The sequence below is a fragment of the bacterium genome, from assembly GCA_020854115.1.
GTDB lineage: Bacteria > Patescibacteriota > Saccharimonadia > CAILAD01.
Map to the genome: position 1 here is coordinate 56,546 of JADZGC010000012.1, position 24,839 is coordinate 81,384.

Genomic DNA, 24,839 nt, shown 5'->3' on the forward strand with positions numbered 1-24,839 from the left:
CTATAATGCCATAAGAAGATTCGAAGTAGAATTTTTCATACGTATGGCAGAACACGAAAAAGACATTATTTATCTCGAACATGATGCCGAGGTCACGGAAGCCGTCGAGAAGCTCAAGGCGGCCGAGGGCGATACGGTACGCATTGTGGTGCCTGGACGCTCAGCGCTCCTGCAGTCGGTCGTCAATCTCAGACTTCTCAAGAAGGCTGCCCAATCGAAGAAAAAAGAACTCGTTTTAGTGACTACCGATCGTGCGGCAATGGCACTAGCCGGGAAGCTCGAAATCGCGATCGCTAAGAATGTACATTCTGCAGCACATGTGATTACCGGTGAGCCAGAGCCAACTCGCTCGCCACTTGCTGATGATAATTCTCCTAAGGAATCCGACGGCGATGACGGCCCGCCAGTGCATCATTTTGATAATGAAACAAGTAAGAAAAAGTCTGCCAAGAAGCAGCGTGGCGGAAAGATCCCGGACTACAATCGTTTTCAGCTCGCTATCTGGATCGGCTGTGCGGTAGTTGCGCTTATATTACTTGGCTGGTTATCGACTGCTTTCTTGCAGACTGCGACTGTCAAGGTGCAGGCGAATGCCGATAAGCAGTCTGTGGATACCAAGTTCACACTCTCGGCCACTGCCTCTGGTGCGACAACTGTGCAGGCTAAAGTGTTGGAGCTGCCGAAAGATTTGTCTCAAAGCTATTCAGCGACCGGGCAGATTGATAAGGGTACCAAGGCAACAGGCACACTGACGCTCAAGAATTGCGAAGATAGCGACCCACATTCATTGCCCGCAGGGAGCAAGCTCACCACAAGTGGAAAGACATTTGTTACCAATACTGCTGTGACGATTTCCGAAGGAAGCTTTTCGGGCGGTGGTACCGTATGTAACTCAGATACTACAACTGTGGGTGTGACGGCGGCCGAAAACGGAGATGGTTATAATTTCTCAGCAGCATCATTCGCTATCACGGCTTTAAGTGGCAAATTCACAGCCACCGGTACAACATCTGGTGGCGTCAGTAAGAAGGTTACGGTTGTCTCGCAGTCAGACATTGATAATGCCCAGAAGACGGCGATTGAAACCGCAAAAGCTGCAGCTCTGATCGAGCTTAAGGATAAGGCTCGCTCGAGCCAGAAGGTGTTTGACGATACATTTCAGACTGCAGTGACGAGCGCTACACCGAGCCAAGTTGCTGATACTGAAGCTAGTGGCGGGAATCTATCAATGAAGGTGAAGTTTACTGTCTATGCTGCTGAAACAACCGACCTAGAACAGCTTGTCAAAGATGCTCTCGCCAGCCAGCTCTCGAATGGCGCGGAAGTCCTGGATGCCGGACTCGATCAAGCAGAATTTGTACAAACTAAGGCCGACAAAGGTGATTATAGTTATGGCCTCAAGACCATAGCCTTCATTGGTCAGCCAATCGACAAGACAAAGCTCGCTCAACAAGTGGCAGGTAAGGATAAAAAAGAAGTATCCACTATCGCCAAGCAGTACCCGAATGTGACTGGTGCGACAGTGGACGCTTGGCCGTTGGTATCAAATATGCCGCTCAATGCTGGCAATATAAAGGTCGAGGTAGTGGTCACAAAATGAGTGGTGGCGAGCATGTGGGGGTGGCGCTCGACCAAGTATTTCTCGGTATTGATCCGGGCGAGAAACGAATCGGTATTGCGCTCAAGGCGGCCGGTCGAGCTCACGCTGAGCCTTTGCTGGTTATCGAGCGCGATGCAACGACAAATACACAGATCGCCAAGCTGGCGGACACATATAAGTGCGACACCTTGATCGTAGGCTTGCCGCGCAATAGCGATGGGAATGACACCGCCCAAACGAAGTGGGCGCGGGCGTTTGCTGGGGAGCTCGCGGATGCGACAGACTTGCATATCATCATGTACGACGAATTTGGTACGACCGAGCGGGCACGCCAGCGGCTTGGGGCGCGCACACGCGAACAGGAGAAAAAGATCTTGGATGCCTACGCTGCGGCAGTGCTTATCGAAGACTATATTGGGAGTTTAGTATGAGCTCGTCGCCTTCATCTTCGCCCCAACCTGTGATGAGGCCGAGCGGGCATGCGATCCAAACCGTTGAACGGACACGGGGTAGGCAGATCATGAAGCGGCTAATATTTGCTGGGCTTGTACTGTTATTAGTCGCGGTCATGAGCATTGGTGCGTGGTTTTCGTATAACCTCAATGTGGCGGTTGGCGGGGGACAATCGGGCTTGTTGACTATCCCGCAGAATGCGTCCATTACCTCCATAGCTAGACAGCTTAGAGAGGCTGGCTATATCCGTGACGAGACGGTTTTTGCGCTCTATGTCAAATTTGGTCCTGCGAGGGGTGCCTTGAAGCCAGGACCGTATCAGCTCAAACCATCGATGAATATGGTGCAAATTGTTGATTATCTCGCAGTAGGTAAAATCGCTACCAAGACATTTGTGGTTCGCGATGGTTTAACGATCGCGCAGACGGCCACCAGCTATGAATCGCAAGGGCTTGGTTCGGCACAAGAGTTTAAGGATGCTGTGGCGGCAGCGACATTGTCACCAAACGTCCAGGCGAAATTTGGTGCTCAGAAGACGCTGGAGGGGTTTTTGTTGGCAGACACCTATCAAGTTGTGATTAATGATCCGGCATCTACGGTCGTGCAGCGCATGCTCACAAACTTCGAAGCTAAGGCTATGCCACTTTTTTCGAAGCCGGCTCCGAACAAGTTAACCCCCTATCAAGTCCTCATACTCTCATCGATAGTTGAGAAAGAAGCCAGTCGAGATTCCGATCGTGCTGGCGTGGCGGGTGTCTTCTATAATCGCATTAGTCAGGGAATAAAGCTCGAAAGTGACGTGACGGTAATATATCTGACCGGGAGAATTGAACCAACTGCTGCGGATCTCGCAATTGATTCACCGTACAATACTCGCCGCTACCCGGGCTTGCCCCCCGGACCGATTGCCAGCCCATCGCTATCATCTATTAAGGCAACGCTTCAACCTACGCCGAGCGATTACCTATTCTTTATTGGTGGCAATGATGGCAATGTGTATTACGCACGAACGTATGCCGAGCACAATATCAATATCAAAAACCATCTGTAACAAGTATTTAAGCCGATAGTGCTTCAGCGGTGCGCAAATCAACGGTGATCACGCGGGAGCTCATGCGCGCATTGGCTGTCACGCCATAGAGTTCGTCTGCCTGCAACATAGTTTCGTGATTGTGTGTGATGACCAGAAGTTGCGCATGTCGAGCTAAGCCGCGCAAGATGTGAGTGAAAGCTAGTGTGTTTGCGTCGTCGAGAGGTGCGTCTACTTCGTCGAGGACAACAAATGGGCTCGGATTAACAGTGAGGATTGCGGCAAGCAGCGCGATTGCTGTCATCGCTTTTTCTCCACCCGATAGGCTAGCGAGGTGTTCGACGCGCTTGGAGGGTGGCTTAGCGACGATATTAATGCCGTAGCTATCATCATCTTGTGGCTCGAGTCTGAGCTCGGCAGTACCTCCTCCAAATAGCTCTTTGAAGTGTTTGGCAAATGCTGTATTGAGACGGGCAAAGTTTTTGTCGAATGTTTGGCGAATACGTTTTCCGAGCTCTTGAAGGATTTTTTGTAAGTCATCTGAGGCAGTTTCTAGATCGGCGGCTTGTGTTTCGATGGCCCGAATCCGCTCGGCCAGCTCATCATGTATTTCGGTGAGTGATGTATCAAGCTCGCCGATGAGTTCAAGTTCAGCTTCGAATCGGGAAATATCGGATGGGCTGTATGCTTGGGCTGCAGGACGTGGTTGAATTTTCCAGTGTGTGGCGGTTTTGGCACGCTGGCGTAATTCTTGGTGCAGATCATTGATTGCAGTATCGATTCGCGATAGGTCGAGTACTAACGTTGATAGTCGTGCTCTCAGGGTCTCACTTTGCCTAGCAAGGGTAAGCTGTTGGTCGGTCTGGCGTTGGCTGGAGAGAGTTGAGAGCTCTTCGCGCAGGGTGGTTGCTTCTACATCGAGCTCGCTGCGTTTTTTTATGAGCGCACGTATGTTCTTTTTGAGGGTCGCTAGCTGTTTGCCCGGCTGGTTCAGGGCCTCGGCTTTTGTGATTCGGGCAGTCAGCTCGGCGAGTAATTTTTCGCTCGCGTTGATGTCAAGTTCGAGTGATCGAATCTTGATAATGACAGTAGTTTGGCGCTCCACGACATCTTCTCGCTTGGTGAGCTCACGAGCGATTTGCTGTTGGGCGCGTCCAATTTCACCAGGTAGTTGGCTCATGTCAGCTTCGCTGGCGAGCTTCACCATGCGTATGAGTTTGTGGAGTACGATGCGTAGTTGTGCGGCGTCTGGAGCTTGTGCCTCGTCTTTGTTGAGTTGCGTATAGAGCGTGCGCGCCAGGCCAAGTGCCTGTTTGAGGTATCCGTTTCGTTGATTCTTCACAAGCTTTTGTCGCAATGTGGTGAGCGTAGCATTCAGCTTGACGACCTGTGCATTGAAGCCGGCAATCTGTTGTTCGAGACTATTGTTTTGCGCCGTAAGCTCAGTGAGGTATTGATGGTACTTTTCGAGCTTTGCTTGCTCGGTGGCGTACTCGCGTTTGAGCTGGGATGGCCTGTCATTTTGAATAGTTTGTTCTTCTTGCACACGTAGTTCCGCCTCGCGCGCTGCTAACTCATCCGAAAGTGCATTGCGCGATTCGTCGATTGCGGTGAGGCGCGCGACGATTGCTTCGTGTCGACGATTGGCTTGCTGATCGGTTTTTGCAAGAGCGCGGATATCAGTCTCGGTCGACTTGAGTTGCGCAGTGATGGTGGACCGATCGGTCATTAATTGCTTTTTATGTGACTCATAACCATCGATTTGTGATTGAATGCGATTTTGTTCGCGGTGTAGCCAATCGGCTCGAGCCTCGATGAGTTTTTTTTCGATCTCGCGCTTTCGTTCAAGACGTTTGACCTGCTCGGCAAGTTGATTTTTCTCAGGATAAAGAGTCTGAATTTGCAGGCGGAGCTGCTCGGCTTGTTCACGAGCGCGCATGAGCTTGCGCGTGGTATCTGTGCGCTCGAGTTCAAAGGCCCGAATACCACTTGCCTCTTCAAACAATAGCTTTCGCTCGGCCGGGGTGGCGATAATGAGCGAATCAATCATGCCTTGACCAATAACAGTGTAGCTTGCCGTACCAAAGCCCACCTGTGCAAGAATGCGCTGAAGGTCTTTGACTCGGACGATGCGTTCACCAATGCGATACTCACTCTCGCCCGAACGATAGAGTCGACGGCTAATTGTCAGCTCAGATATACCAAGTTCAGTGTCGCGCGGCTTGCCTTCGAGAGTCAGAATGACTTCGGCCATACTCGACTTAGCCTTCCCGCCATCGGCGCCGGCATAAATGAGCTCCTCAGTCTTACGAGCACGAAGATCACGGGCATTTTGACTGCCGAGCACCCAACGAATCGCCTCGGCAATATTCGACTTGCCGGAACCATTCGGGCCAACAATTGCAGAAATCCCAGGTTTGAAGTCTAGCTTGACGCGACTCCCAAAAGACTTAAATCCAGCAATCTCCAGACGGCGCAGATACATAGTGCGCGCTTTTCCTCCAAAATACTCTTATGTCTATCTTACGGGCTTGAGACTACTTCGACAAATGTATTGTAGGGTGAGAATACATTTGTCGAAGTAATGGGTTGACAAAAGGGCATCATTGCAGCTAGAATAAGGAGTCTTTTGATAACTGGCGTATAGGTCAGTTTTTGATACCACATCAGATTAGATCGGTATCGTTATGATTCTAAAGAAAGGAAATGATTCATACATGCTCGTAATTCGTTTGGCACGCGGTGGCCGCAATAAATATGCAACCTACCGCATCGTCGCTGCTGAAAAACGCTTTGCTCCAACGGGCAAATATGTTGAAGTACTAGGTCGTTATAATCCACATACCAAAGAGCTGGTTCTCGATAAGGAAGGCATTCAGAAGCGTGTAGGTCATGGTGCGCAGCCATCAAACTCAGTACTCAAGCTGATGCAGCGTGAAGGCATGGAACTGCCAAAGTGGGCTAAAGTTGCCACCAAAGATCGCAAGCCAAAGAAAGAACCAGAAGTTACTGAAGAAGCAGTAGCGGAAGTTGTAGCAGACAATATTCCAAATCAAGAAGCCCCAGCAGATCCGGATCAGGCTGCACAAGCTAGTGGTGAAGCTCAAGAAGCTGCTGCCGAAGCTGCTGAAGCCGCCAGCAAAGAATAGCCCTTGCAAATCTGCCCCAAAAGCGCCTATCTGGGCGCTTTTTGTTTATACGTCATTCGCGTACAATATGAATGAACGGGCGGCCACAACCTACTAAGACACCGTCCCGGAGAAGGAGCAGATATGGCAGTAGAGCAAGATCAGCAATTTATTGAATATGTAGTGAAAAACCTCGTCGATAATCCAGATGATGTGCAGCTCGAGAGGACCGTAGATGATCGAGGCGTACTTCTCAAGCTCTCAGTTCATCCAGATGATATGGGTAAGATTATTGGCAAGGCCGGCTCGACAGCAAAAGCGATTCGCACGCTCTTGCGGGTTGTTGGAGCCAAGACAGATGAACGCCTCAATCTCAAGATCGTTGATAGAGATGGCGGGGACGGCGAAGAGCCAGCTCGCGAGCAGTCTGAGGATGCCCAGAGCGCTCAGGCAGAAGAAAGCCCTGCCGAGCAGAGTATTTCAGAAGTGGACACCGATGCAATTAAGGCAAAAGCTCGTGAGGGTCTTGAAGATCTAGATATGGACATTTAAGCATAAGTACTTTATAGTCGTTGTAGACATAAACATTGCTGCTAAAAAAGTAAAAGAGTCCTGACTGGTGGGGTCAGGACTCTTGCTTTTGCGCACCCAGTTGGAGTGCGGTATCGATGCGAATCGATGAGCAAGTAATGGGTAGCAATAGTGTCGGCGCTTCAGCTGCCCGAGCTACAGTGCTACCACCGTATATCACCACCCTTTCCGTACTTGATACATTTGCCGATAAATATCGTCAAGATTATGTAGGCGGTCATGACGAACGCGATCTTCAACCAAGGTTCCATGCCTATTCCCCCAGATATAGACTATTTACATTAAGTATCATATAATTATCTGATATTGTCAAATCATTGATCAATATTGTAAATCTATGAAAATCCAGATAATCACATTCTTTCCAGAAGTAGTTGCAGCCACGCTTGATCACTCTATGCTCCACAAGGCAAGTGAGATTGGTGTGGTTGAGTTTGAGTATGTCGATTTGCGAGCATTTGGTATCGGTCCGCGCAAGCAAGTAGATGACACGCCGTACGGTGGAGGGGCGGGCATGCTTTTGAAGCCAGAGCCAGTTTTCGCGGCGGTAGAGCAGTGCAAACAGTCTAATCCAGAGGCATTAGTGCTGATGATGACACCGCGCGGGAAACAATATAAGCAAGTTGATGCTAAGCGGCTTAGTCGGTCGGCTGGCTTGATTATTCTCTGCGGTCACTATGAAGGATTTGATGAGCGTATCCTTTCGATCGTTGATGAGGAAATCTCGATCGGTGATTTTGTACTGACAGGTGGCGAGATACCGGCCATGACGGTTGTAGACAGCGTTGTACGACTGCTCCCAGGGGTATTGGGTGATGCGCGTTCCAGTGAAGAAGAAAGCTTCTCGCAAGGGATGCTCGAATATGCCCAGTACACACGCCCTCAGGAGTTTCGGGGTATGAAGGTACCAGATGAGTTGCTCGGCGGGAATCATGCTGTCATTCGTGGTTGGCGACGTGACGATTCTGTCAAAAAAACACAGCAGAATCGACCTGATCTGACGGAATTATGAAGAAATATTGATAATTTTACATAAAGTCCGTCAAAAAGTATTGACAGATGAGCGCTTATGCTTATATGATAGGAGTCAATACTATTAACCATAGGAGACGGCCCATGACTATCACGACTTCACAGCACACTATTGCTCGAATTCGATCTGCGTGCATTTCTGGCGAGCTGGCCTCTATGGTTAGCGGCGCACAAGCGCACACCATCTCTCAGTAAGTTTTATATCTATTGCACTTTTGGTAGTGACCCTCACTGTGTCACAGTCTATCTTTCATATTCCTTGGTAATTTCAGTAGCGTCATGTAGGAGGTTTTGACCATTTCTGACGCGGTGCAGATGCATACGCACCGCCTTGGAGCTGGTCTGGATTCATTCCGGCAGTTCCGAAACTACACAATTCGTTCGTGATCCGCACATCGAGATTGCGGAGAAAGAAGGGAACAGTGTTCCGAGAGTATCGACGATTGTATCGAGCAATGTCTCGATATGACGAGTGCCGACAGATGCAGCCCGATATTCGCAAGAATATCAAGCTGACATTGCTATGGATGGCATCTGGTGAAATGATGCTCCTTTTTCAGGCATACCCGATCAAACTTTACATTGATCGGGGGCTGAAGGATGCAGATAATCTTGGCACTTGGACACTGGTTGTGGGGCTGGCCGTGCTGGCTGCACACCTGCTCGAAGAGGGCATTGATCAGCTAGTGACACGCTTTCGATTTCGGGCTTTGTGGGGAAACTACAAGCTCATCAACGTGCTTGGGGCTAAGCATCTCCTGCGTCTTGGAGCCAGCTTCCACACCAACAGTTCGTCAGGTGAGAAGGATTCTATCGTAGCGCGCAATCACAAAAAGATTGATGTGCTCACGGACCAGCTCGTCTTTAATACCGGACCGTTGTGCTTTCGCATTTGCGCCATCCTGCTCTTTAGCTTCTCGGCTGATTGGCGGGCTGGCATTCTAGCGATAGCGTCTGTTGTGAGTTATCTGCTGGTACTTCGGTACTCGCAGGGCTTGAGTTGGCCGCATTTCTTGGAATTTCGCGAGCAGTTTAAGGCGATCGAGATTTCAGAAGGGGAGTTGTCTCACCATGCATTGACGATTGACGAACAAGGACTGGTCAAAGACTTCTCCGATAATCATGCGTCGAAGATGCAGGGTCTGTATGACGCAGAGTTGATCGCCGTGCCGCGCTGGCGCCGCCATATGGGCTTGCAGTTTATCTGCTTGGCCTTCTTGCGCGCGTGCTACTATCCGCTGGCGTATATCGCTTGGCGGGATGGCGTTTCGGTAGGTACTTTGATCCTGTTGTCCGGCATCTTGGAGCGCATGTGGAGCAACCTCGGTCGTTTCCACGAGCTCCAGCGCACGATGCGCGAAGGGGTTCCGGCCCTGACTGAAATGGCGGATCTCCTCGAGCTCCAGCCAGCTGTAGAGACGACCCAATCTCCACGGACCATCACATGCCCGCGAGGTGAGATAGTTTTTTCGAGCGTCTCATTCTCCTACGGGAATGGTGGTCTGACTGCATTGTCAGACATAAACTTCAGGATTCACCCTGGCGAGATGATCGCACTGATTGGTGCATCTGGTGGTGGAAAATCGACCATTGCCCGTCTGGCGATGCGGCTATATGATCCCACCGCTGGGTCAATTACCTTCGATGGCATTGATCTGCGCGAACTATGCCCTCAGTACTTGAGGCGTTCGCTAATCGGCTATGTCGCTCAAGACAATGTTCTTTTTGATCGTTCGATCGGAGAGAACATCAAGATCGGCAACCCCTCAGCATCGTGCGAGGATATGAAGCTAGCTGCCAAGTCGGCCGCAATCGCTGAGTACATTGAATCGCTTCCAGAAGGCTACGATACGTTGGTTGGCGAGCGCGGCGTCAAGCTGAGTGGCGGTCAGAGACAACGCTTGGCTTTGGCTCGCGCGTTAATCAAGAACCCAGTGCTACTAGTTCTTGATGAACCGACCAGTGCTCTTGATGCTGAGAGTCAGGATTTGGTCAAGGATACGCTGCGCGAACTAGCAGATCGACGGGTTTCGACGCTCATCATTGCTCATCGCATGTCGACCATCGAGCCCGCTGATCGGATTATTTCGCTGGACAGTGGTTCAATTGAGTTCATCGGAACTGTCGCAGAGCATGAAGCTCACGACGGAATCTACATGGATCTCAAGCGTCGCGAAGGATTGTGATTTTACCTCGGCACACATGTTGTGCCGGGCTTTCTTTTTCAAGATAGTGGCTACCAACCAGCTGCGAAGCTCCGCCAGATGATGAATCCGCAAAACACGAGACCCAACATGACGAGCAGCCCTGCTTGCCAAGCCTTGACTCCTTCGGGAACAGGGAGCACCCGGTCAGCTTTGCCCGGTATATGAAAGCCTAGTTTTGACTTGCGTTTCATGTAAGTCTATTGTACTCCGCAGAAGTAGAGGAAGAACTGGAAGCAGCTTACTGTCTTACTGACGAGGGGAGAGGAAGCGGATTGGGTGCTGTTTTTTGCCTTGATCTGGTAGGTGTATGAGTCGAATACGTTGACTGGGGACTCTACAAACGATGTAGTTGTCGTGTTAATTGTATTCTTGCCTGGGCGTATGACATCATAACTCGTAGCGCCCGGTACTGCCGACCAGCTGAGCGTCAGCTTACAATTGTTCTTCCAGCTGCACGGTTCGAAGGACCATATGGCATAGTCGAGTGAGAAGTTTCTGAAAGTGGGTGCCGAAAGAGTCGTCGGTGTCTGTGTGGGCGGGATCGAGGTGGCAGCTGGAGGCGCCGTAGTTGGAGTCGGAGGTAGTGATGTTACGGTAGGGGGCACGCTAGTTGTGGTTGGTGGCACAGTCGTGGTAGTCGGAGGTACTGATGTTGTTGAAGGGGGATTGCTGGTAGCTCGGCTTGGGAATTCACCACAGGGCAGCAGATATCCTCCTCCTTCTGGTAATCCGAGTTTGTATTTTGCCACGTTGACACGGTATTTGCTGACGATCATACAATCTTTTATCGTTGTATACTCGGCGATCCAGACAGCTTTATTGGCATTCGTAAAGAGCTGTACGCCAGGATAATCTTTGCCATCTGCTCCTCGCATCCCACTGACCTGACTCGAGTCTGGTGCGTTCGTAATCGTGGTACATTCGGAGTATTGGATACATTCTTCTATCAGCGCCCAGTCAAAGTCATTTACAAGATCGTGGGCTTGCTCGAGATCGCCTTTGAGCCCAATACTCATGCCCGCTTCGTGTGCCCAGCTAGCCAATGCTCTATTGTAGGCGATTTGGTCTTGGTAGGTAATGCCGGCATGGCCATTCACGACCACATTATCGAATCCATTGTCGTTACTCCAGTTTGTAATTTCATCAGGCTCGATCCCGTCAAAGCCCTTTGACTTACAGGCATTAATGCGACTTTGCATGATGGGCTTGAGGGCTTCTATCTGACGAATATCAAGCCAGTATGAACCATCCCATCCATCGTCCACGTCCCCGATGAGGTCTATCGATTTATGGGCTGCTACACCGTTGTATGGGATGGGGGTAGTTCCCCAGGTATTTTTGCCTTCGGCTGACTGGGCGATGCGGTTTTTGTTTGGACCCCAAGTTCCCGGGAACAAATGAGCGTCTTTGCGATAGTCTTCGAACACGCCGGCATCGAAATAACAGATTACTTTTTTGCCCATAGTGTGTAATTTTGCCACATCTTCAGCGGTAGTGTATTCCATGTCTAGGTCAAGGACATCTGCGCCTCCGGGTACGGGATTGCCATTACTGTCTACGGTCCCCATGTCTTTTGGATTATTGAAGTTGATACGTCCGCCCAGTATCCACGAGAGTTTTAGTGGTTTATCAGCGGTAGGCTTCCAGTAGGTAGCCGTCGTGGCTGCTCTTGAGGAAATGAGTAGAAAGCCTAAGACAATGATTCCAAGAATCGCAGCGATTGCCGTGACGATGGGAAAGCCTTTGGATTTATAGATCTGACTCGCAAACATTTGTTTGCCCCCTCTCTTTCGGGTGCGTGATAGGGTGCTCGTGGTCGCCTTCGAGACTTTTTTGTAGGTATTTTTTTTCATTTTTGTTGATTATTTACATTGATTAGCATAAGTATATTCAAGCTCATTTTAACATATGGAGTAGTCATGTATAGTGATGAGGCGATCTAATTGAAAAATAGCTGAGAAATATACGATACATCACAAAAGTTCACTCAATGATGCACAAAAAGCCAATTCAACCATTCGAATATACGCTGCCAAATGAGCTGATCGCTCAGCGACCTCCGGCAGTGAGAGGTGCATCGAGCCTCTTAGTGCTGGATCGAGCCTCGGGGGACATGCAGGATAGGCGATATCGCGATTTGCCAGATTATGTTCGGCCGCAAGACGTTGTGGTGTTGAATGAAACCAAAGTAATCCCGGCCCGTCTCCATGCGGTCACTCAGTCTGGTGCACGCCGTGAACTATTTCTGACAGAGCGCCACCATGGCCCTATGCTAAGTCACGTGGGCCGCGCGATCTATAGGGGTAAGTTGCGAGCGGGGGATGTATTGCGGGTAGGTAAGGAGTCTATAGAAATCATCGAGATACTTGAAGATGGCGAAGCGCGCATCCGAGCCACTCTACCACTCGTAGTTTTGGCCGAGCGGGCAGGTGCCACTCCTTTGCCACCCTACATCAAACGCACGGCAGATAAAGCCGATGCAGAGAGGTATCAGACAGTCTTTGCACGACGCGAAGGTTCAGTGGCTGCACCAACTGCGTCACTCAATCTCACAAATGAGATTATGAATGAGATCAAGGATCGCGGTGCACAGATAGTGAAGCTCACATTACACGTGGGGCGCGGTACATTTATGCCAATTCGTACAGATTCTCTCGAGCAGCACGTCATGCACCGTGAATATTATTCGATGCCTGTTAGTACCTTGAGAGCAATTCGTCAGGCGCGCAAGTGTGGTGGTCGGGTCATTGCGGTTGGTACGACTGTCACGCGAGCGCTGGAGCATGCCGCGGCCAGCATCTTGGCTAATGAGGATACGTCGATTCGTGACGAGGCTGACACTTTTATATACCCGGGGTATAGGTTTCAGTTAGTCGATATGCTGCTTACAAACTTTCATGCACCTGATTCGACCGTTTTGCAGCTAGCAGCAGCTTTTGCAGGTCCTCAATTCCTTAAACGCGCATATGACCATGCTCTAGCGAGTGATTATCGTTTCTTGAGCTACGGCGACTCTATGTTGATTTTGTAATGGTTATATTTGCGGGAGTTTTTTTATCGATTTGTAGCCCTGCATAGTCGAAACAAGAGCTAGAACACACAGTGCGCCGAAGAGTAGTTGCCCAGCGAAAAACGTTAGTAGAGCGAAGAGAACTTGCAAGATTAGGAGTACGCGTAGGTAGCGGATGGCTTGGGCTGGACGCTTGGAGCGCATAAGTATGATCGACAGTATGATGAGAGGAATGGTAAACGCGAGCATAATCGCACCTGACAGGCGGACATCTGATGCGGTGAGACCTGTATCTGTCCCCGAGGATGCAATATAGCCATCGGGGTCGAGCATAAAATACAGCCCGCCTAGGCTATTAAAGCCTGCTATGGCAATCATAATCCAGCTGGCGATTCGGATTTCTTTGATGTGACCCATCGAAGGTATGGCAACTTGATCGACCGGGATAGGTGTATTGGGTGGTGGTACTGCCGAAGCCGCGCCTGTAGTTGCTGGGGGTGCAGGAGTTGTAGGGGGTGCAGGAGTTGTAGGGGGTGCAGGAGTTGTAGGGGGGATGGTTGGTTTGGCTGATACTGTTGTGGCAGTTGTCTGATTTGATGTCAGCGGCTTGCCACAATTGCCACAAAATGGAGCCTCAGCTTTGGTCGGCTGATGACAGTATGGGCAGATTACTTCTGATGCTTGGCTTCCTGCCGGCATGGGCACTTCCTTCATATTTGTTAGCATTGTAGCATGGCTAGGTCTTTTGTCCGCAGTACACGCAGTAGAGAGTGTGGTCAGGATTTGGCCGCCCGCATGAGCGACAAAAGTGATTGGTGCCGTCGGCGCTGAGCTGTAGCTCCTTGTCGTGTTGTTGAGCGTACCGGTATAGCTTGAACACACCAAGGTTGAGCGATATTCCTAAGACTACCGATGCAATGGTAAATGGTCCCAGTCGTGAGAATACGCCGAAGTCATAGAGGCCATGGAGAATGATGGCAGTCAGTAAGCCTACCACTACCATCCATGTTCCGCGCCCAGTGACCTTGCGTCTAGCTAGAAAGAATCCAAACCACATTGCGAATCCTATGTGTAGAAATGGCGTAAAGATAATGCGGGCTAGACCAGTACTAGCACCATCGGACAGGGTGTAGAGAATGTTTTCTATAAGTGCAAACATGACACTACTCATGCCGAAATAAAAAATGCCATCCGTCATTTCGTTGAAGTATGGTTTTTTGTAGAGCCATAGTGCCAGCGGAATAGATTTGGCGAGCTCTTCGACGATGCCGATAATCATCGAGGCAATAAATACCGACTGGATTGGTGCCGTACCATCTCTGAGGCTGACAAAAGCATCGTCTGATTGAATCGGATGTGTAACAAACACGATGACGATTGCCAGCAGGCCAAAAAGCAGCGAGGCTCGGACTGCACCTCGTGGCTCTTTTGATCCGCGATCATGAATAATCACATAGCGAATAAACCATGTTGCCGCGAGAATTTGGCCCGTAATGATCAAAAGATAAGGTAGCATATGTATTTATGCTGGCTGTTCCGGGAGAGACTGTCAAGACGCTTAACCTTGTAGTTGCGTATGAATATGCCATAATACGTTAGTTCTTGTTCCTTACTACAAACGAGGTGGCCGTGAGTGCTTCTGATCTGAACAAGATGAGTCCTGATCAACTGCGACAGAAGATTCGAAGCTTTGATTGGCCAGAGATCTTTCGGATCTTTTCAACCATGGTTACGCCACACATCCAGGCACAGGAGTTGTTTGAGGAGCTGCCATATGACTCGTCGAGTGCATTGCATGACCTGACACAAGTGAGTTACCCACCCAAGCCCAGTTCCCTGAGAGATGTGAGGGCATTAGCTGGATTGGCGACACCAAATCGCGAGCCTCTGATCACACGAGTGTTTTCTGACCGCCCGGATCAGCTCAACGAGCTGTATAATCACGCTCGAGATGATCGGCCGGTGGCAATCTTCATGGCGCATGACGACATCACCGATATCGGTCGCGTGCTGCCAGAAGTGTTGGTCGCACTCTGCGAATATCACGCAGATCTGGCGGTGGGTGAGGCGACTCGAGGAAGTGATACGTGGGAGCAGGCGGCCGAGCGCATGTATCAGGTACTTTGTCACAAGTTTCACATCATCTTGGCTGGTACCTTGCGATTGGTTGGTGCACTTGGCTTCCCTGTCGCAGACTTGCTGGCAAATATCGGCTGGGTGCACTTCAGCTTCCCGATCACAGAATCGACTCGTGAATCTGAGTTGCCGGTTGAGCTCATGCGAGTTTCCAATCGCCTGATGCGCATGGAGCTCGAGGAGATGCTGCGCAATCACGGCGGCATTGTTGGTCTGGCCGGCCCTGGTTCGGTCGATAAGCGGCAGCCGCTTCATCAGTTGACGAGCTGGTTGCAGCACATTCCTGACCGCTATCGTGATCGGTACCGTGTCACGAGGCACGTGCAGCCGATTCATGCCGGAACGGCTGACCTAATCAAGGACATGTATGTTCTGCCGGTTGCGGCTAAGGTCACCGGTGCGTCGCCATTCGTGCAGACTGGCCGGCTCCAGCGCGTGCGGCATCTCGATGACCTCCATCAGATCATGGAATGGATCGCTGACACCTGCACGCGTTGTAGCTTCGAGATTACTGTCTATCATCGTGATCCGCAGCGTTGGCGATCGGCGCTTCTGCGTTGGCGTCGCGACGGACGCGAATAGTCTTCTAAGACCATCTGGGCTTATATGTTCAGGTGGTTTTTCTTATGCTTGAGAAGTGTGTGCTTGGATTGTAGAATCATACAGATTTCTTGTTCGAAAACTAGAAAGGCACCTATGATGAAATTCAGACGTAGATACACAGCCACAGTGTGTGGCCACAGGACTCGTTCTGAAGGCAAAGTTTCCGCTTACGGAGAAACGATTACGACGAGAATGCCCATTCGAGACGGCAAAGTTGCTTTTTGCCTGAATTGCTTAGGAGAGATGGCGATCCGCTGTGCCTGGTGCGGGGCAGTCATATTTATCGGCGATCCTGTCACTCTGTATATCAAGCCGTCAGAAATGGAATTGGGTGCAGACACAGTGGCATACGGGTCTGACCCGGTTTGTGTCGTTGGGTGTCTTGGATGGGACTGTGCTTCGACTGGTGCGGATCGCACTGGGTTTTGGATGCCACATGAGATTGAGCGGTGTGGGTATGTGCATCGGGTGCTGTCTCCTCTCGAGCAAGCCATGATGACCGGTGATATGTGTTGATCGAAGATGTATCAGATATTACTTCTGCAACACCACTGCACTAATGTTGGCCGCCCTGGATCATCTAGGGCGGCAATTTTTATTGCTTATGCTACAATCATAATGATAAACGAGCGAGTTGTAATGCAGTCGCAAGACCTCTTTCAGTACGGGTGGATAGGGTACGGCTTCGTGGTTTCTTTCTTACTCTTCACGCTTGTTTGGGCGATTGTTCCAGCCAAAATTGTCATACGTTTGACGAAAGCAGAGGGCAAGTCACGACGTATGCAATTTTGGATAGCGTATCTTATCGGCGCAGTGGGTTTTTTGGCATTGGCTGGACTTGGTGTGTCGCTCGCTTTGCAGCAGATGTTTTTGTAGACAGATATTTGACAATGGGGCGTACAATACATACATAAGCAATTCGCTTTGTTCTTTGCATACGAGAGGGGGCGATGATGAAACGAAAGCAGCCTCATGTCGTCAGGCCTGTTTCGGGTGTGCGCGTGGTGATCATAGCGGGTACGTTTGTATCGGCTGCAGCAGCTCGCGTCTATGAGCCTTTGGCGGACGTGTTTCGGCGTCGAGACTATGCAGTCAAGATTCTGACAATTCCGCGCCTCGGTTTGGGCAGCCTTGATGATGCGGCGAATCGTTTGGATGAAGCAATATTCTCAGAGGACGATGCACAATTGATTCTGGTAGGGCATAGTCAGGGCGGTGTACATACACTCGATCTCGCGGGTCGTCATCCTGACCGTGTGGTGGCGGTGTTTAATTTCGCCACACCCCATCATGGTACGCGCTTGGCAAGCCTAGGACATTGGGTAAGCTGGGTGCCGGCTATCCGCGGTATGGAAGCTCATTCGCGGCATCTGCACAACCTGCGCGGGGTGAGGGAGTTTGAGGAAGAAAATATCCATTCGCTCTACACGATCTTCGATCAGCTGGTGGTGCCGTGGTTTGCGTCAACAATGTATGGCGCGAAGAATGTCGTCCTCGCGCCTGCAATTCTACATCGACTGTTGAGTCGAGCGGGGTTTCGTCGAAGTGAAGGGGTGGAGCTGATCCATGGCTATGCCGAGCATTTGTTTGTCATCTGGCATCGGCAGTTTCATGATTATATCGGGCAACAGCTCGATCGGCTGGATGGCCAGCAATTGGAGTTAGTTGGATAAGGCGCACCAATTCCTTCCACCCTCAATGGTCGTTTTTTACCCTGCGTTATGCAGGGCTTTTTACTGCTTGTCTGTGGGGATTATCACAAAAGAGCAAAGGCTATAAGATATGACATTGATATTTATCAAGCCAGTAGTGATTGCAGGCCAAATGAGTCGCTAGCTCAGTAGGTGTTAAAATTAGCTTCGATAGTTGGCCAGAGGCTCTCAAGCTTATTAAATGGTACCGCGTCCTGGTAGTAGTACCACCAGAAGTATCCACCGACATAGCGATTACCAAGCGATGCCTTGAGTGCATTATGCATACCGTAATAACGGTTAGCGAGCGCCTGTTTCTCACTTAGGCTTGGATTGGTAGGGAGGCCGTCATCCTTGCCTTGGGCACCAATTTCACCCATACCGATCTTCGCATTGGGGAATATAGATTTCATTTTGCTAAATATGGCGATAAACTGCTCGTTAGTAGGCTTAGCGCGTGGCGAACAAGCGGTTTCGTAAAAGCTTAGGAAGATGTAGTCAGTTCCATTTCTAATTTCTAGTGGAATAGAATTTGCGAATGATTCGGTATCTTCCCAGGAATAAGAATAGCAATCATTGCTAGGCCAAAAATTAAGCGTAATGGCAGATTTAAGGTTGAGGCTAGCGTTATCTTTTTCAACCACATCATAGGCTGCCTGGAGTTTAGGAAGAATTGTGGATGGGGTACCGACCCATTCGCCGTTAAGCTCATTGCCAATCTCATAAATATCTATGGTGTTTTTGTAGGTATTCACGAAACTTGCAGTTCGAGCCCTGTAGTTGGCGACACTTATAGATTTGAGGCTGGTAGAATCCAGAATTTCCCCCATTATATAGCTGGTTCTGCGTAGGCTATCTACTGCTACAGTGTAGTCAGGCGCAGTTGTTTTATTCTGGAATACAATTCGCGTAATTGGACGTTTACTATGCTTGGTGAGCGAAGCATTAAGAGCGCTAAGATTATCAATTGTCTCTGTAGTAACTCCATAAAGTGTGTCTGGGATGACTCTTCCAGGGGTGGTTGAAAAACCAGGACTAGGCGGTGGTTGTGAGGTAGTAGTGGTTTGGTCTTTAAAAATAATGTAGCTTCCACCAGATGCAGTCGTATCGGCGATGACGCCAATATTGCCACTCCTAGAGCCGCCTTCGGCCTCAATTTTTTGTGGTCCAGTTGATGCCCGACTGGTCAGTAGTGTGATGATACCGACTGCCGCAACCGCCAAGCCGGCGATAGCTGGTAGTAACCTATTTCTTGACATATTCTTTAAGGGATTGTGAGTGGATAACAATCTTGATTTAGATCTTGGCTTTGGTTTATGTCGAGTAATTTTTGGCATGATGATATGAAACCTATTTACATTAGCGATTGACTATCAATATAGTCAATCTTAAGTAAGAACACAAGCTTTATGCCGATATCATAAAGACACCACTATTATCATAGGTACTTGTACTTATCGATGAAAACTTATATTCTACAAACATAAACTTTATAAAAGGGCAGACTAGTTATGCATATAGAAGAGATAAGAATCAGAGGTAAAGTTATACTGGCCGGCATACTAGCTGTTACGATATTGACCACCTTTACAGCCCTGTCTGGGTCGGCACAAGCGGCGGCTTGTGCGCCGGCAAATGGGCTTGGCTCAGTTACGCAAACGAGTGTTACTGTCAATGCTGCTGGTGTCCACAATGTATGGGTGCGTATGCGTGCTGGTGATGCTCTGGCAAATAGTGTTGGTGTTGAGGTGACTCCATCGGGTGGAGCACCGAGCTGTTTAGTTGCTTCCAGTCAGAATATAACTGATTGGGAGTGGCGCAATGTAGGTAGCATCACGGTTACTAAGACTGGCAATACAATCAGGCTGGTTGGGCTAGCTGCCAATGTAAAAGTAGATCGGGTAATACTTGTTTCGGCTAGTAGTAGTAATTGTATTCCTAGTAATAGTCGGGATACCACCAAGAGTCCCATTGAAGAACCTGGTGATAATTGCATAGCAGCAACTTCACCACCTACCGCAACCATTACCTCAACTCCACCACCTACCGCAACCATTACCTCAACCCCATCACCTCCGACGACTGACAAGAATCCCCCGACCGCACCATCCAATATATCTCGGCTGTTAGTACTGGATATCTTTCGATTTCGTTATAATTTACAGCTCAAGTGGACTCCTAGTGCGGATGCCGAAGGAGCAATCAAGCATTATTCGGTAGTACGCAATGATGGTATGGTTAGCAACTCGCTAAGGCCTGATTATGTTGATAATGAAGTTGTTGTGAATACAAAATATACCTATACCATTCAAGCTTTCGATATGGCTGGCAATGCCTCGCGACCGATTCAAACTAGCTTAACGACCCGTTGTCTCTTCGTCTGGTGTTGGCTCGAGTAAAAACCTGGCTAGCTAGCAAATACATTATTTATTGACCGCGTATTTAGATTGCCAGTAGTAGTGGTAATCTGGCGCTCTAGCTGGTGATGGTAGGTCAATCGCTAGCCAACGGTAGTAAAATATAGTATAGTCTTCAGGTGTTTATATTGGGATGTGGCCAAGTTGGTAAGGCGCCTGTTTCTGGCACAGGAGATCATAGGTTCGAGTCCTATCATCCCAGCCAAGCAGGACAAGATTGAAGGCTGTCGAGCGGTGAAACAGCAAGGTTTTCTCTTTGAGTTATCTTTATTGACTGCGAAGATACACAACTCGAATGGATCATATTTTACTAATATACTATCTATATGAAAAAATACGCAGCTCTCTTGCGGGGCATAAATGTCGGTGGGCACACGCGCGTTGAGATGCGTAAGCTCAAACATATTTTTGAGCAAGCGGGCTGCCATCAGGTGGCGACCTATATCAATTCTGGCAATGTGGTGTTTGCTGATGTACGCAAGCCCACGGTGCTGCGGGGCATTCTCGAAGACGCAATACGTGAGGCCTTCGAAGTGCATGTGCCGGTTGTGTTGCGCAGCCGTGAGCGGATTGCCGAGCTTTGCGCGGCAATCCCGGAGAGCTGGGTGAATGATACAGCCCATAAGACTGATGTGATGTTTCTGTGGGATGAGATTGACAGCGAAGACATCCTCAAGATGATTAAGATTGACCCGACCCACGAGAGAGTGAAGTATGTCGCCGGTGCGCTAGTATGGAATATCGATCGAGAGAATGTGACGCGCGGGAATGGCATTAAGCTTATCAAGACTGACCTCTATCGGTATATGACCGTGCGAAATATCAATACAGTTCGCAAGCTACATGAACTCTTACATTCGTAGCATCTGACGGATTGCGCAGATCGACCATTAACCTTATGCTTAAGTCATGCATACCCAGCCCCATTTACAGCTGCTCGAATCGGCCGTCAAGCAATATGGTGATGGTGATTATCGGGAGGCGGTGGTGCTTTCTCATATTGCGATTGAGGTAGTTGCCGATCAAGTACTTGCGGCTTGGATCGACATCGCACAACCAGTATCATTGCGGCCCTGGCTTAAGAAGCAGATCGAGAATAATCATAATCTCGGCACTACGAAGGCGAGTAAATTGTATGAAGCACTATCTGGTGACATGATAAGTGAGCAAAGTTTTTGGAAAGATTTTTTGACAGCCAATCAGCTGCGGAATGATGTCATGCATGAGGGTAGAGAAGTCTCACAAGCACAGGCTCGTGCAGCACTTGCGAACGCCAAGCTTGTCATTGGGCATCTGTTGTCGCATCAACCAAGTTAAGATTTATTAACCACATGCTTTAAAAACAGTCTGGAGATAGTTGTGCTCGTGCTAAAATTATAGGTATGGATAGTAGGAATCGCTCGACCGATCACTGGTCGATTGTCACCGCATCGAGTAGAACGGAATATTTGTGATGCGCAGAACGACCACATACAGCAGATTCCTCGAGGTGTGTAAGTATTGGCTGCCCCGGTCTTGGTTGTGGCGATCATACTTGGTGTGTACTGGTTGGCCTTGAGTCAGCCAGCCCAGGAAGCGGTGCAGTCGTTTGCGCAGCGCAATCCGTTCTTTGTTGACTATCCGAAGACGATACTTGGCATAAATATACCTGCACTTGTAGCCGCACTTGTGAGCTTACTCGGGATTTTGTTGTATTTCTGGATCGACTACAATGTCTTTCGAGCTCCTTTGATTGCTGAGAACCCAAAGATCCGCTATACAGTCAAGCATCACCTGAAGGTCGTGACACTACCGAAGATTAGACATCGTCGGTCGTCAATTGAATACTGGTCATCGTTGTTTCTGTCGATGATGACAGCGCTGATCGTAACGACTATCTTTATTATCCAGCTAGTGCGAGCGATTGCTCCAACGGTGACCACTGGTAGTGCGAGTGAAATTACTCAGACATCCGTCAGATTGTCAGGAAATGTGACCTCAAATGGGTCACAAACTCTAACGGTGCGGGGCTTTGAGTATGGGCCGACTGTGGCGTATGGCAGTATTGTATCTGACACTAAGCCAGATACCTATCAGTTTGCTTCGAGCTTTGGGGGTAGTGGATCGGGCAATGGTCAGTTTAGTCAGCCGGCTGGAATTGCGAAAGACTCGAGCGGGAATATCTATGTCGTCGATTACGCCAATCATGCTCAATGGCGCGGTGAGTGGGGCGGTGCAGAGTTTGCAGGCGGCAGTTGATGCGAAGCAAATACAGATTACGCAGACAATTCCACTTAATCTGGGAGTAGCAATGAGCCCAGTTGTTTTGCAGCAGCTACTGACATCGGTGCTTGATAACGCAATCAAGTTTAGTAATGCTCGAGGGATTGTTGAGGTGCATGCCGAGAGTAGAAGGTCGCGTGCTATCATTACTATCAGCGATACGGGTGTCGGTATCCAGCGAGATAAACTCAATCAGCTGATGGCGCCATTCTCTCGTGCGACGGATGTGATGCGGTTTGACTATGAAGGTATGGGACCCTCACTCTATCTGGATAAAGTGATAATGGAGCAGGTCGGGGGCACGTTCACTATCGACTCAGAGCCTGAGAAGGGGACAACCGTCACGCTGGAGCTACCGACTAGCTAGCTCTTATCTATTGAGCCGAAGTAAAATATCTGGTAGAATGCGAGGGTTCGCTACGCTGCAAGGTCTGCAGCGCGAGGGAGGTACCTGAATCATGAAGGTCGTAGTTGTTGGTGCGGGTGGGCGCGAACATGCGCTCGCCGATAGCTGCCATCGTCAGGGGCATGAAGTCATCGTGACCCCAGGCAATGCTGGCATTCCGTGGTCGACACCGACCCCACCGCAAGAGCTGGACGCTGATCTCTTTGTGATCGGGCCCGAGCAACCGCTGGTTGATGGCTTGGCCGATGAGTTGCGTGCTCAAGGCAAGCTGGTCTTTGGGCCCGGCTACCCCGGCATCCGTATCGAAGCATCCAAGGCATTCATGAAAGAGTTGGTGCAAGCATCAGGCGCACCGACTGCGCGCTTCGTGGTAATTACAGACGAAGGCGAGCTCGATGATCTTTTACCGTCGTTCTTCGCTGGAGAAAACCCTGGCGCTGTCGTTAAGACAGATGGTCCGGCGGCGGGCAAGGGCGTGACTGTCTGCGAGACGGTCGAAAAAGCTCGTGCAGATGCGCTCGCCAAGCTGCGGGGTGAGAGCTTCGGAGAGTCGGGTCGACAGATTGTCATCGAAGCGCTACTCGGCAAGGCAGACCTCAGTGATTGCTACGAACGCTCGGTTTTCGCTCTGGTTCGTGTTGATAAGGACGGATTCCAGCGGCAGCTTGTGCCCATGATGGCGCAGGACTACAAGCGGGTGAGTGATGACCCGACTTCGCCGATGACGGGCGGCATGGGATGCTATGCCCCGACGGGCGACGAGGACAAGCTCGAGCAGTGGGCGAAGGCATGTATTGATCCGGTACTCGAGCTGATGTCGAGACGGTGTATTCCGTATGTCGGGTTCATGTACTTCGGGCTGATGATTGTGGACGACAAGCCGTACGTACTCGAGATCAACATCCGTTTCGGAGATCCGGAGGCTGAGGTACTGCTCCCGCTTGTCACGTCCGACCTTGCGGTGGTCATGCGATCTGCGGCGAAGGGCGAGACGATTCCGCCGGTTCATTGCTCGAAAGCATATGCAGTGACGGTCGTGCTAGCGGCCGAAGGGTACCCCGATAAGCCTCGCAAGGGTGACATCATCTCGGGCTTGCCGCAACTACTCCAGGCTCGGCAGGCAGGCGTGCACGTCTATGCCGCCGGGGTGGAAGACAGTGGCTACGCAGACATGATGTTGACCAGTGGTGGACGCGTACTCGAAGTGACCGCAACAGGATTCACCGGTGAAATCGCTCGCCGTCGTGCGTACGAAGCGGCATTGCAGATCAACTTCGTCAACGCCGACGACAGTGATACAAAACAGCTGCGACATGACATTGCCGCTCACTGGGCATAGTAAGTGATATTCGGAGAGTTTTCGCTCTCCGATTTTTTATTCGTCGTAATGTGGCGAGTCGGTGTACTGTGTTCGGATGAAGCAATGAGCTTGATAGTTGCAGCGTCTTACCAGCTTGAAATGCCACAGCTAAACATCGCAATTTGTAGTCCGCGCTGAGCCATAGCCACGACTTCTGAGGTGTCATCAAGACTCTTGACTGCTCGCCTGAGAAAGCTACGAGCCGATGAATAATAGTCTGCACCGCGCACGAGCCTTGAGGGCAGCAATCATGGTGCGCATGCCACCTGAGACGACCAGTTTGACCCCGACTGGCTTGTGGCAAGCTACTACAATAAGCGCCTCATCAGAAGAGATACCGACATAACGGAACCAGTGTGAGAAGTATTCTGCTTTAGCTCGCTGGGCTTCGATCCAGGCGTAGTTCGTGCCTCCCAGTCCAGCTGCATCGATGCCTGCTACACCAACCTCAAAGCGCTGCTTGACACTGTGTTCGTCGATACCGTGACTAACCTCTTTGACGAATACCGGGGCATCGATCTCGTCGACCAGACGGGCGATTTTATCGATTAGGCCGGCGTAGTTTGTGTTACCGCCGAGCCGCAATGCTTCCCGTACTGGGCTTATGTGAAGCGGGGATTCGTCTGTTTTGATCATGTGTACGATCCCTAGGTAGTCTGTGGCAGTTTTATCAAAGAAATTGGTCTTTGTTGATACGTTCTTAAGATTGATTTTGGAGAGAGTGTGGGATAAGCGACGCATCTCGAATGGCCGTAGGGTGTGCTGTGAGTACTCATCGGCGCTAGATCGATACAGCCCCGTCTGTATTTTTTTACTTCCACTCAAATAGTCCTATCTAGTTTATCCGATGCCCATAACATTTGTATTTTGATCTTTTATGTCGCGTTGAGTTATTTCGCATTACTCATCGAAG

The 24,839-nt window shown here is 49.9% G+C and carries 24 protein-coding genes and 1 tRNA gene; 18 read left to right on the top strand and 7 right to left on the bottom strand.

Annotated features, from left to right (window positions below; genetic code table 11):
• The first annotated feature begins 43 nt into the window (after nt 1–43).
• From IT415_02305 to mltG, 3 genes are all read left to right on the top strand, one after another.
• Complete coding sequence (locus IT415_02305) at nt 44–1,600, top strand: hypothetical protein (GenBank protein ID MCC7543517.1); 1,557 nt, start codon at nt 44–46, stop codon at nt 1,598–1,600.
• Nucleotides 1,597–2,031 carry a Holliday junction resolvase RuvX gene (gene ruvX, locus IT415_02310; protein ID MCC7543518.1) on the top strand — a complete coding sequence of 145 codons (435 nt, stop codon included), beginning with the start codon at nt 1,597–1,599 and terminating at the stop codon, nt 2,029–2,031. The genes IT415_02305 and ruvX overlap by 4 nt, the downstream gene beginning before the upstream one ends.
• Nucleotides 2,032–2,120: 89 nt before the next feature.
• Nucleotides 2,121–3,104: an endolytic transglycosylase MltG gene (mltG, locus tag IT415_02315; GenBank protein MCC7543519.1), complete on the top strand. Its 984-nt coding sequence runs from the start codon at nt 2,121–2,123 to the stop codon at nt 3,102–3,104.
• A 7-nt stretch (nt 3,105–3,111) separates the two neighbouring features.
• On the opposite strand, the gene IT415_02320 is transcribed toward mltG, so the two are convergent.
• Nucleotides 3,112–5,568 (bottom strand): AAA family ATPase, encoded by a 2,457-nt coding sequence (locus tag IT415_02320; GenBank protein MCC7543520.1) that lies wholly within the window; start codon nt 5,566–5,568, stop codon nt 3,112–3,114.
• A 232-nt stretch (nt 5,569–5,800) separates the two neighbouring features.
• Here IT415_02320 and rpsP point away from each other — a divergent pair, with 232 nt between their 5' ends.
• The 4 genes from rpsP to IT415_02340 all read left to right on the top strand — a co-directional run bounded on the left by rpsP (nt 5,801) and on the right by IT415_02340 (nt 10,020).
• The gene (rpsP, locus tag IT415_02325) at nt 5,801–6,232 is read left to right on the top strand and encodes a 30S ribosomal protein S16 (GenBank protein ID MCC7543521.1); all 432 of its coding nucleotides are present in this window, start codon (nt 5,801–5,803) and stop codon (nt 6,230–6,232) included.
• Between the two features lie 123 nt (nt 6,233–6,355).
• Nucleotides 6,356–6,763: a KH domain-containing protein gene (locus tag IT415_02330; GenBank protein MCC7543522.1), complete on the top strand. Its 408-nt coding sequence runs from the start codon at nt 6,356–6,358 to the stop codon at nt 6,761–6,763.
• 376 nt (nt 6,764–7,139) lie between these two features.
• Nucleotides 7,140–7,814 carry a tRNA (guanosine(37)-N1)-methyltransferase TrmD gene (gene trmD / locus IT415_02335; protein ID MCC7543523.1) on the top strand — a complete coding sequence of 225 codons (675 nt, stop codon included), beginning with the start codon at nt 7,140–7,142 and terminating at the stop codon, nt 7,812–7,814.
• 502 nt (nt 7,815–8,316) lie between these two features.
• Nucleotides 8,317–10,020, top strand: a complete 1,704-nt coding sequence (locus IT415_02340) for an ABC transporter ATP-binding protein (GenBank protein ID MCC7543524.1) — start codon at nt 8,317–8,319, stop codon at nt 10,018–10,020.
• A gap of 50 nt (nt 10,021–10,070) precedes the next feature.
• Here the strand turns inward: IT415_02340 and IT415_02345 are convergent, their stop codons facing one another.
• Together IT415_02345 and IT415_02350 are read right to left on the bottom strand one after the other, a co-directional pair.
• On the bottom strand, nt 10,071–10,232 hold the full coding sequence (locus IT415_02345) for a hypothetical protein (protein MCC7543525.1): 162 nt from the start codon (nt 10,230–10,232) through the stop codon (nt 10,071–10,073).
• A 6-nt stretch (nt 10,233–10,238) separates the two neighbouring features.
• Entirely contained in the window at nt 10,239–11,894 is a 1,656-nt protein-coding gene (locus IT415_02350; protein ID MCC7543526.1) for an endo alpha-1,4 polygalactosaminidase, read from the bottom strand.
• A 140-nt stretch (nt 11,895–12,034) separates the two neighbouring features.
• Between IT415_02350 and queA the strand changes: the two genes are divergently transcribed.
• On the top strand, nt 12,035–13,072 hold the full coding sequence (gene queA / locus IT415_02355; GenBank protein MCC7543527.1) for a tRNA preQ1(34) S-adenosylmethionine ribosyltransferase-isomerase QueA: 1,038 nt from the start codon (nt 12,035–12,037) through the stop codon (nt 13,070–13,072).
• A gap of 3 nt (nt 13,073–13,075) precedes the next feature.
• On the opposite strand, the gene IT415_02360 is transcribed toward queA, so the two are convergent.
• The gene (locus IT415_02360) at nt 13,076–13,765 is read right to left on the bottom strand and encodes a zinc ribbon domain-containing protein (protein ID MCC7543528.1); all 690 of its coding nucleotides are present in this window, start codon (nt 13,763–13,765) and stop codon (nt 13,076–13,078) included.
• A 22-nt stretch (nt 13,766–13,787) separates the two neighbouring features.
• Complete coding sequence (locus IT415_02365; GenBank protein MCC7543529.1) at nt 13,788–14,567, bottom strand: PrsW family intramembrane metalloprotease; 780 nt, start codon at nt 14,565–14,567, stop codon at nt 13,788–13,790.
• Between the two features lie 113 nt (nt 14,568–14,680).
• Here IT415_02365 and IT415_02370 point away from each other — a divergent pair, with 113 nt between their 5' ends.
• The 3 genes from IT415_02370 to IT415_02380 all read left to right on the top strand — a co-directional run bounded on the left by IT415_02370 (nt 14,681) and on the right by IT415_02380 (nt 17,463).
• A complete protein-coding gene (locus tag IT415_02370) occupies nt 14,681–15,769 on the top strand; it encodes a hypothetical protein (protein ID MCC7543530.1) in 1,089 nt (362 codons plus the stop codon).
• A 639-nt stretch (nt 15,770–16,408) separates the two neighbouring features.
• Nucleotides 16,409–16,666, top strand: a complete 258-nt coding sequence (locus tag IT415_02375; protein MCC7543531.1) for a hypothetical protein — start codon at nt 16,409–16,411, stop codon at nt 16,664–16,666.
• A 74-nt stretch (nt 16,667–16,740) separates the two neighbouring features.
• Nucleotides 16,741–17,463: a hypothetical protein gene (locus tag IT415_02380; GenBank protein MCC7543532.1), complete on the top strand. Its 723-nt coding sequence runs from the start codon at nt 16,741–16,743 to the stop codon at nt 17,461–17,463.
• 164 nt (nt 17,464–17,627) lie between these two features.
• On the opposite strand, the gene IT415_02385 is transcribed toward IT415_02380, so the two are convergent.
• A complete protein-coding gene (locus IT415_02385; GenBank protein MCC7543533.1) occupies nt 17,628–18,740 on the bottom strand; it encodes a Tat pathway signal sequence in 1,113 nt (370 codons plus the stop codon).
• Nucleotides 18,741–18,992: 252 nt separating this feature from the next.
• On the opposite strand from IT415_02385, the gene IT415_02390 reads away from it, so the two are divergent.
• The 7 genes from IT415_02390 (at nt 18,993) to purD (ending at nt 23,905) form a co-directional block, all read left to right on the top strand.
• Nucleotides 18,993–19,880, top strand: a complete 888-nt coding sequence (locus tag IT415_02390; GenBank protein MCC7543534.1) for a hypothetical protein — start codon at nt 18,993–18,995, stop codon at nt 19,878–19,880.
• A gap of 147 nt (nt 19,881–20,027) precedes the next feature.
• Nucleotides 20,028–20,103 (top strand) — tRNA-Gln (locus IT415_02395).
• A 121-nt stretch (nt 20,104–20,224) separates the two neighbouring features.
• Nucleotides 20,225–20,761, top strand: coding sequence for a DUF1697 domain-containing protein (locus IT415_02400; GenBank protein MCC7543535.1), 537 nt, complete (start codon nt 20,225–20,227; stop codon nt 20,759–20,761).
• 46 nt (nt 20,762–20,807) lie between these two features.
• Nucleotides 20,808–21,215 carry a hypothetical protein gene (locus tag IT415_02405; protein ID MCC7543536.1) on the top strand — a complete coding sequence of 136 codons (408 nt, stop codon included), beginning with the start codon at nt 20,808–20,810 and terminating at the stop codon, nt 21,213–21,215.
• A 534-nt stretch (nt 21,216–21,749) separates the two neighbouring features.
• Entirely contained in the window at nt 21,750–22,136 is a 387-nt protein-coding gene (locus tag IT415_02410) for a hypothetical protein (GenBank protein MCC7543537.1), read from the top strand.
• The gene (locus tag IT415_02415) at nt 22,084–22,527 is read left to right on the top strand and encodes an ATP-binding protein (protein MCC7543538.1); all 444 of its coding nucleotides are present in this window, start codon (nt 22,084–22,086) and stop codon (nt 22,525–22,527) included. The genes IT415_02410 and IT415_02415 overlap by 53 nt, the downstream gene beginning before the upstream one ends.
• A 91-nt stretch (nt 22,528–22,618) precedes the next feature.
• Nucleotides 22,619–23,905 (top strand): phosphoribosylamine--glycine ligase, encoded by a 1,287-nt coding sequence (gene purD / locus IT415_02420; protein ID MCC7543539.1) that lies wholly within the window; start codon nt 22,619–22,621, stop codon nt 23,903–23,905.
• Nucleotides 23,906–24,121: 216 nt separating this feature from the next.
• On the opposite strand, the gene IT415_02425 is transcribed toward purD, so the two are convergent.
• Nucleotides 24,122–24,562 carry a hypothetical protein gene (locus tag IT415_02425; GenBank protein ID MCC7543540.1) on the bottom strand — a complete coding sequence of 147 codons (441 nt, stop codon included), beginning with the start codon at nt 24,560–24,562 and terminating at the stop codon, nt 24,122–24,124.
• Nucleotides 24,563–24,839: the final 277 nt, after the last annotated feature.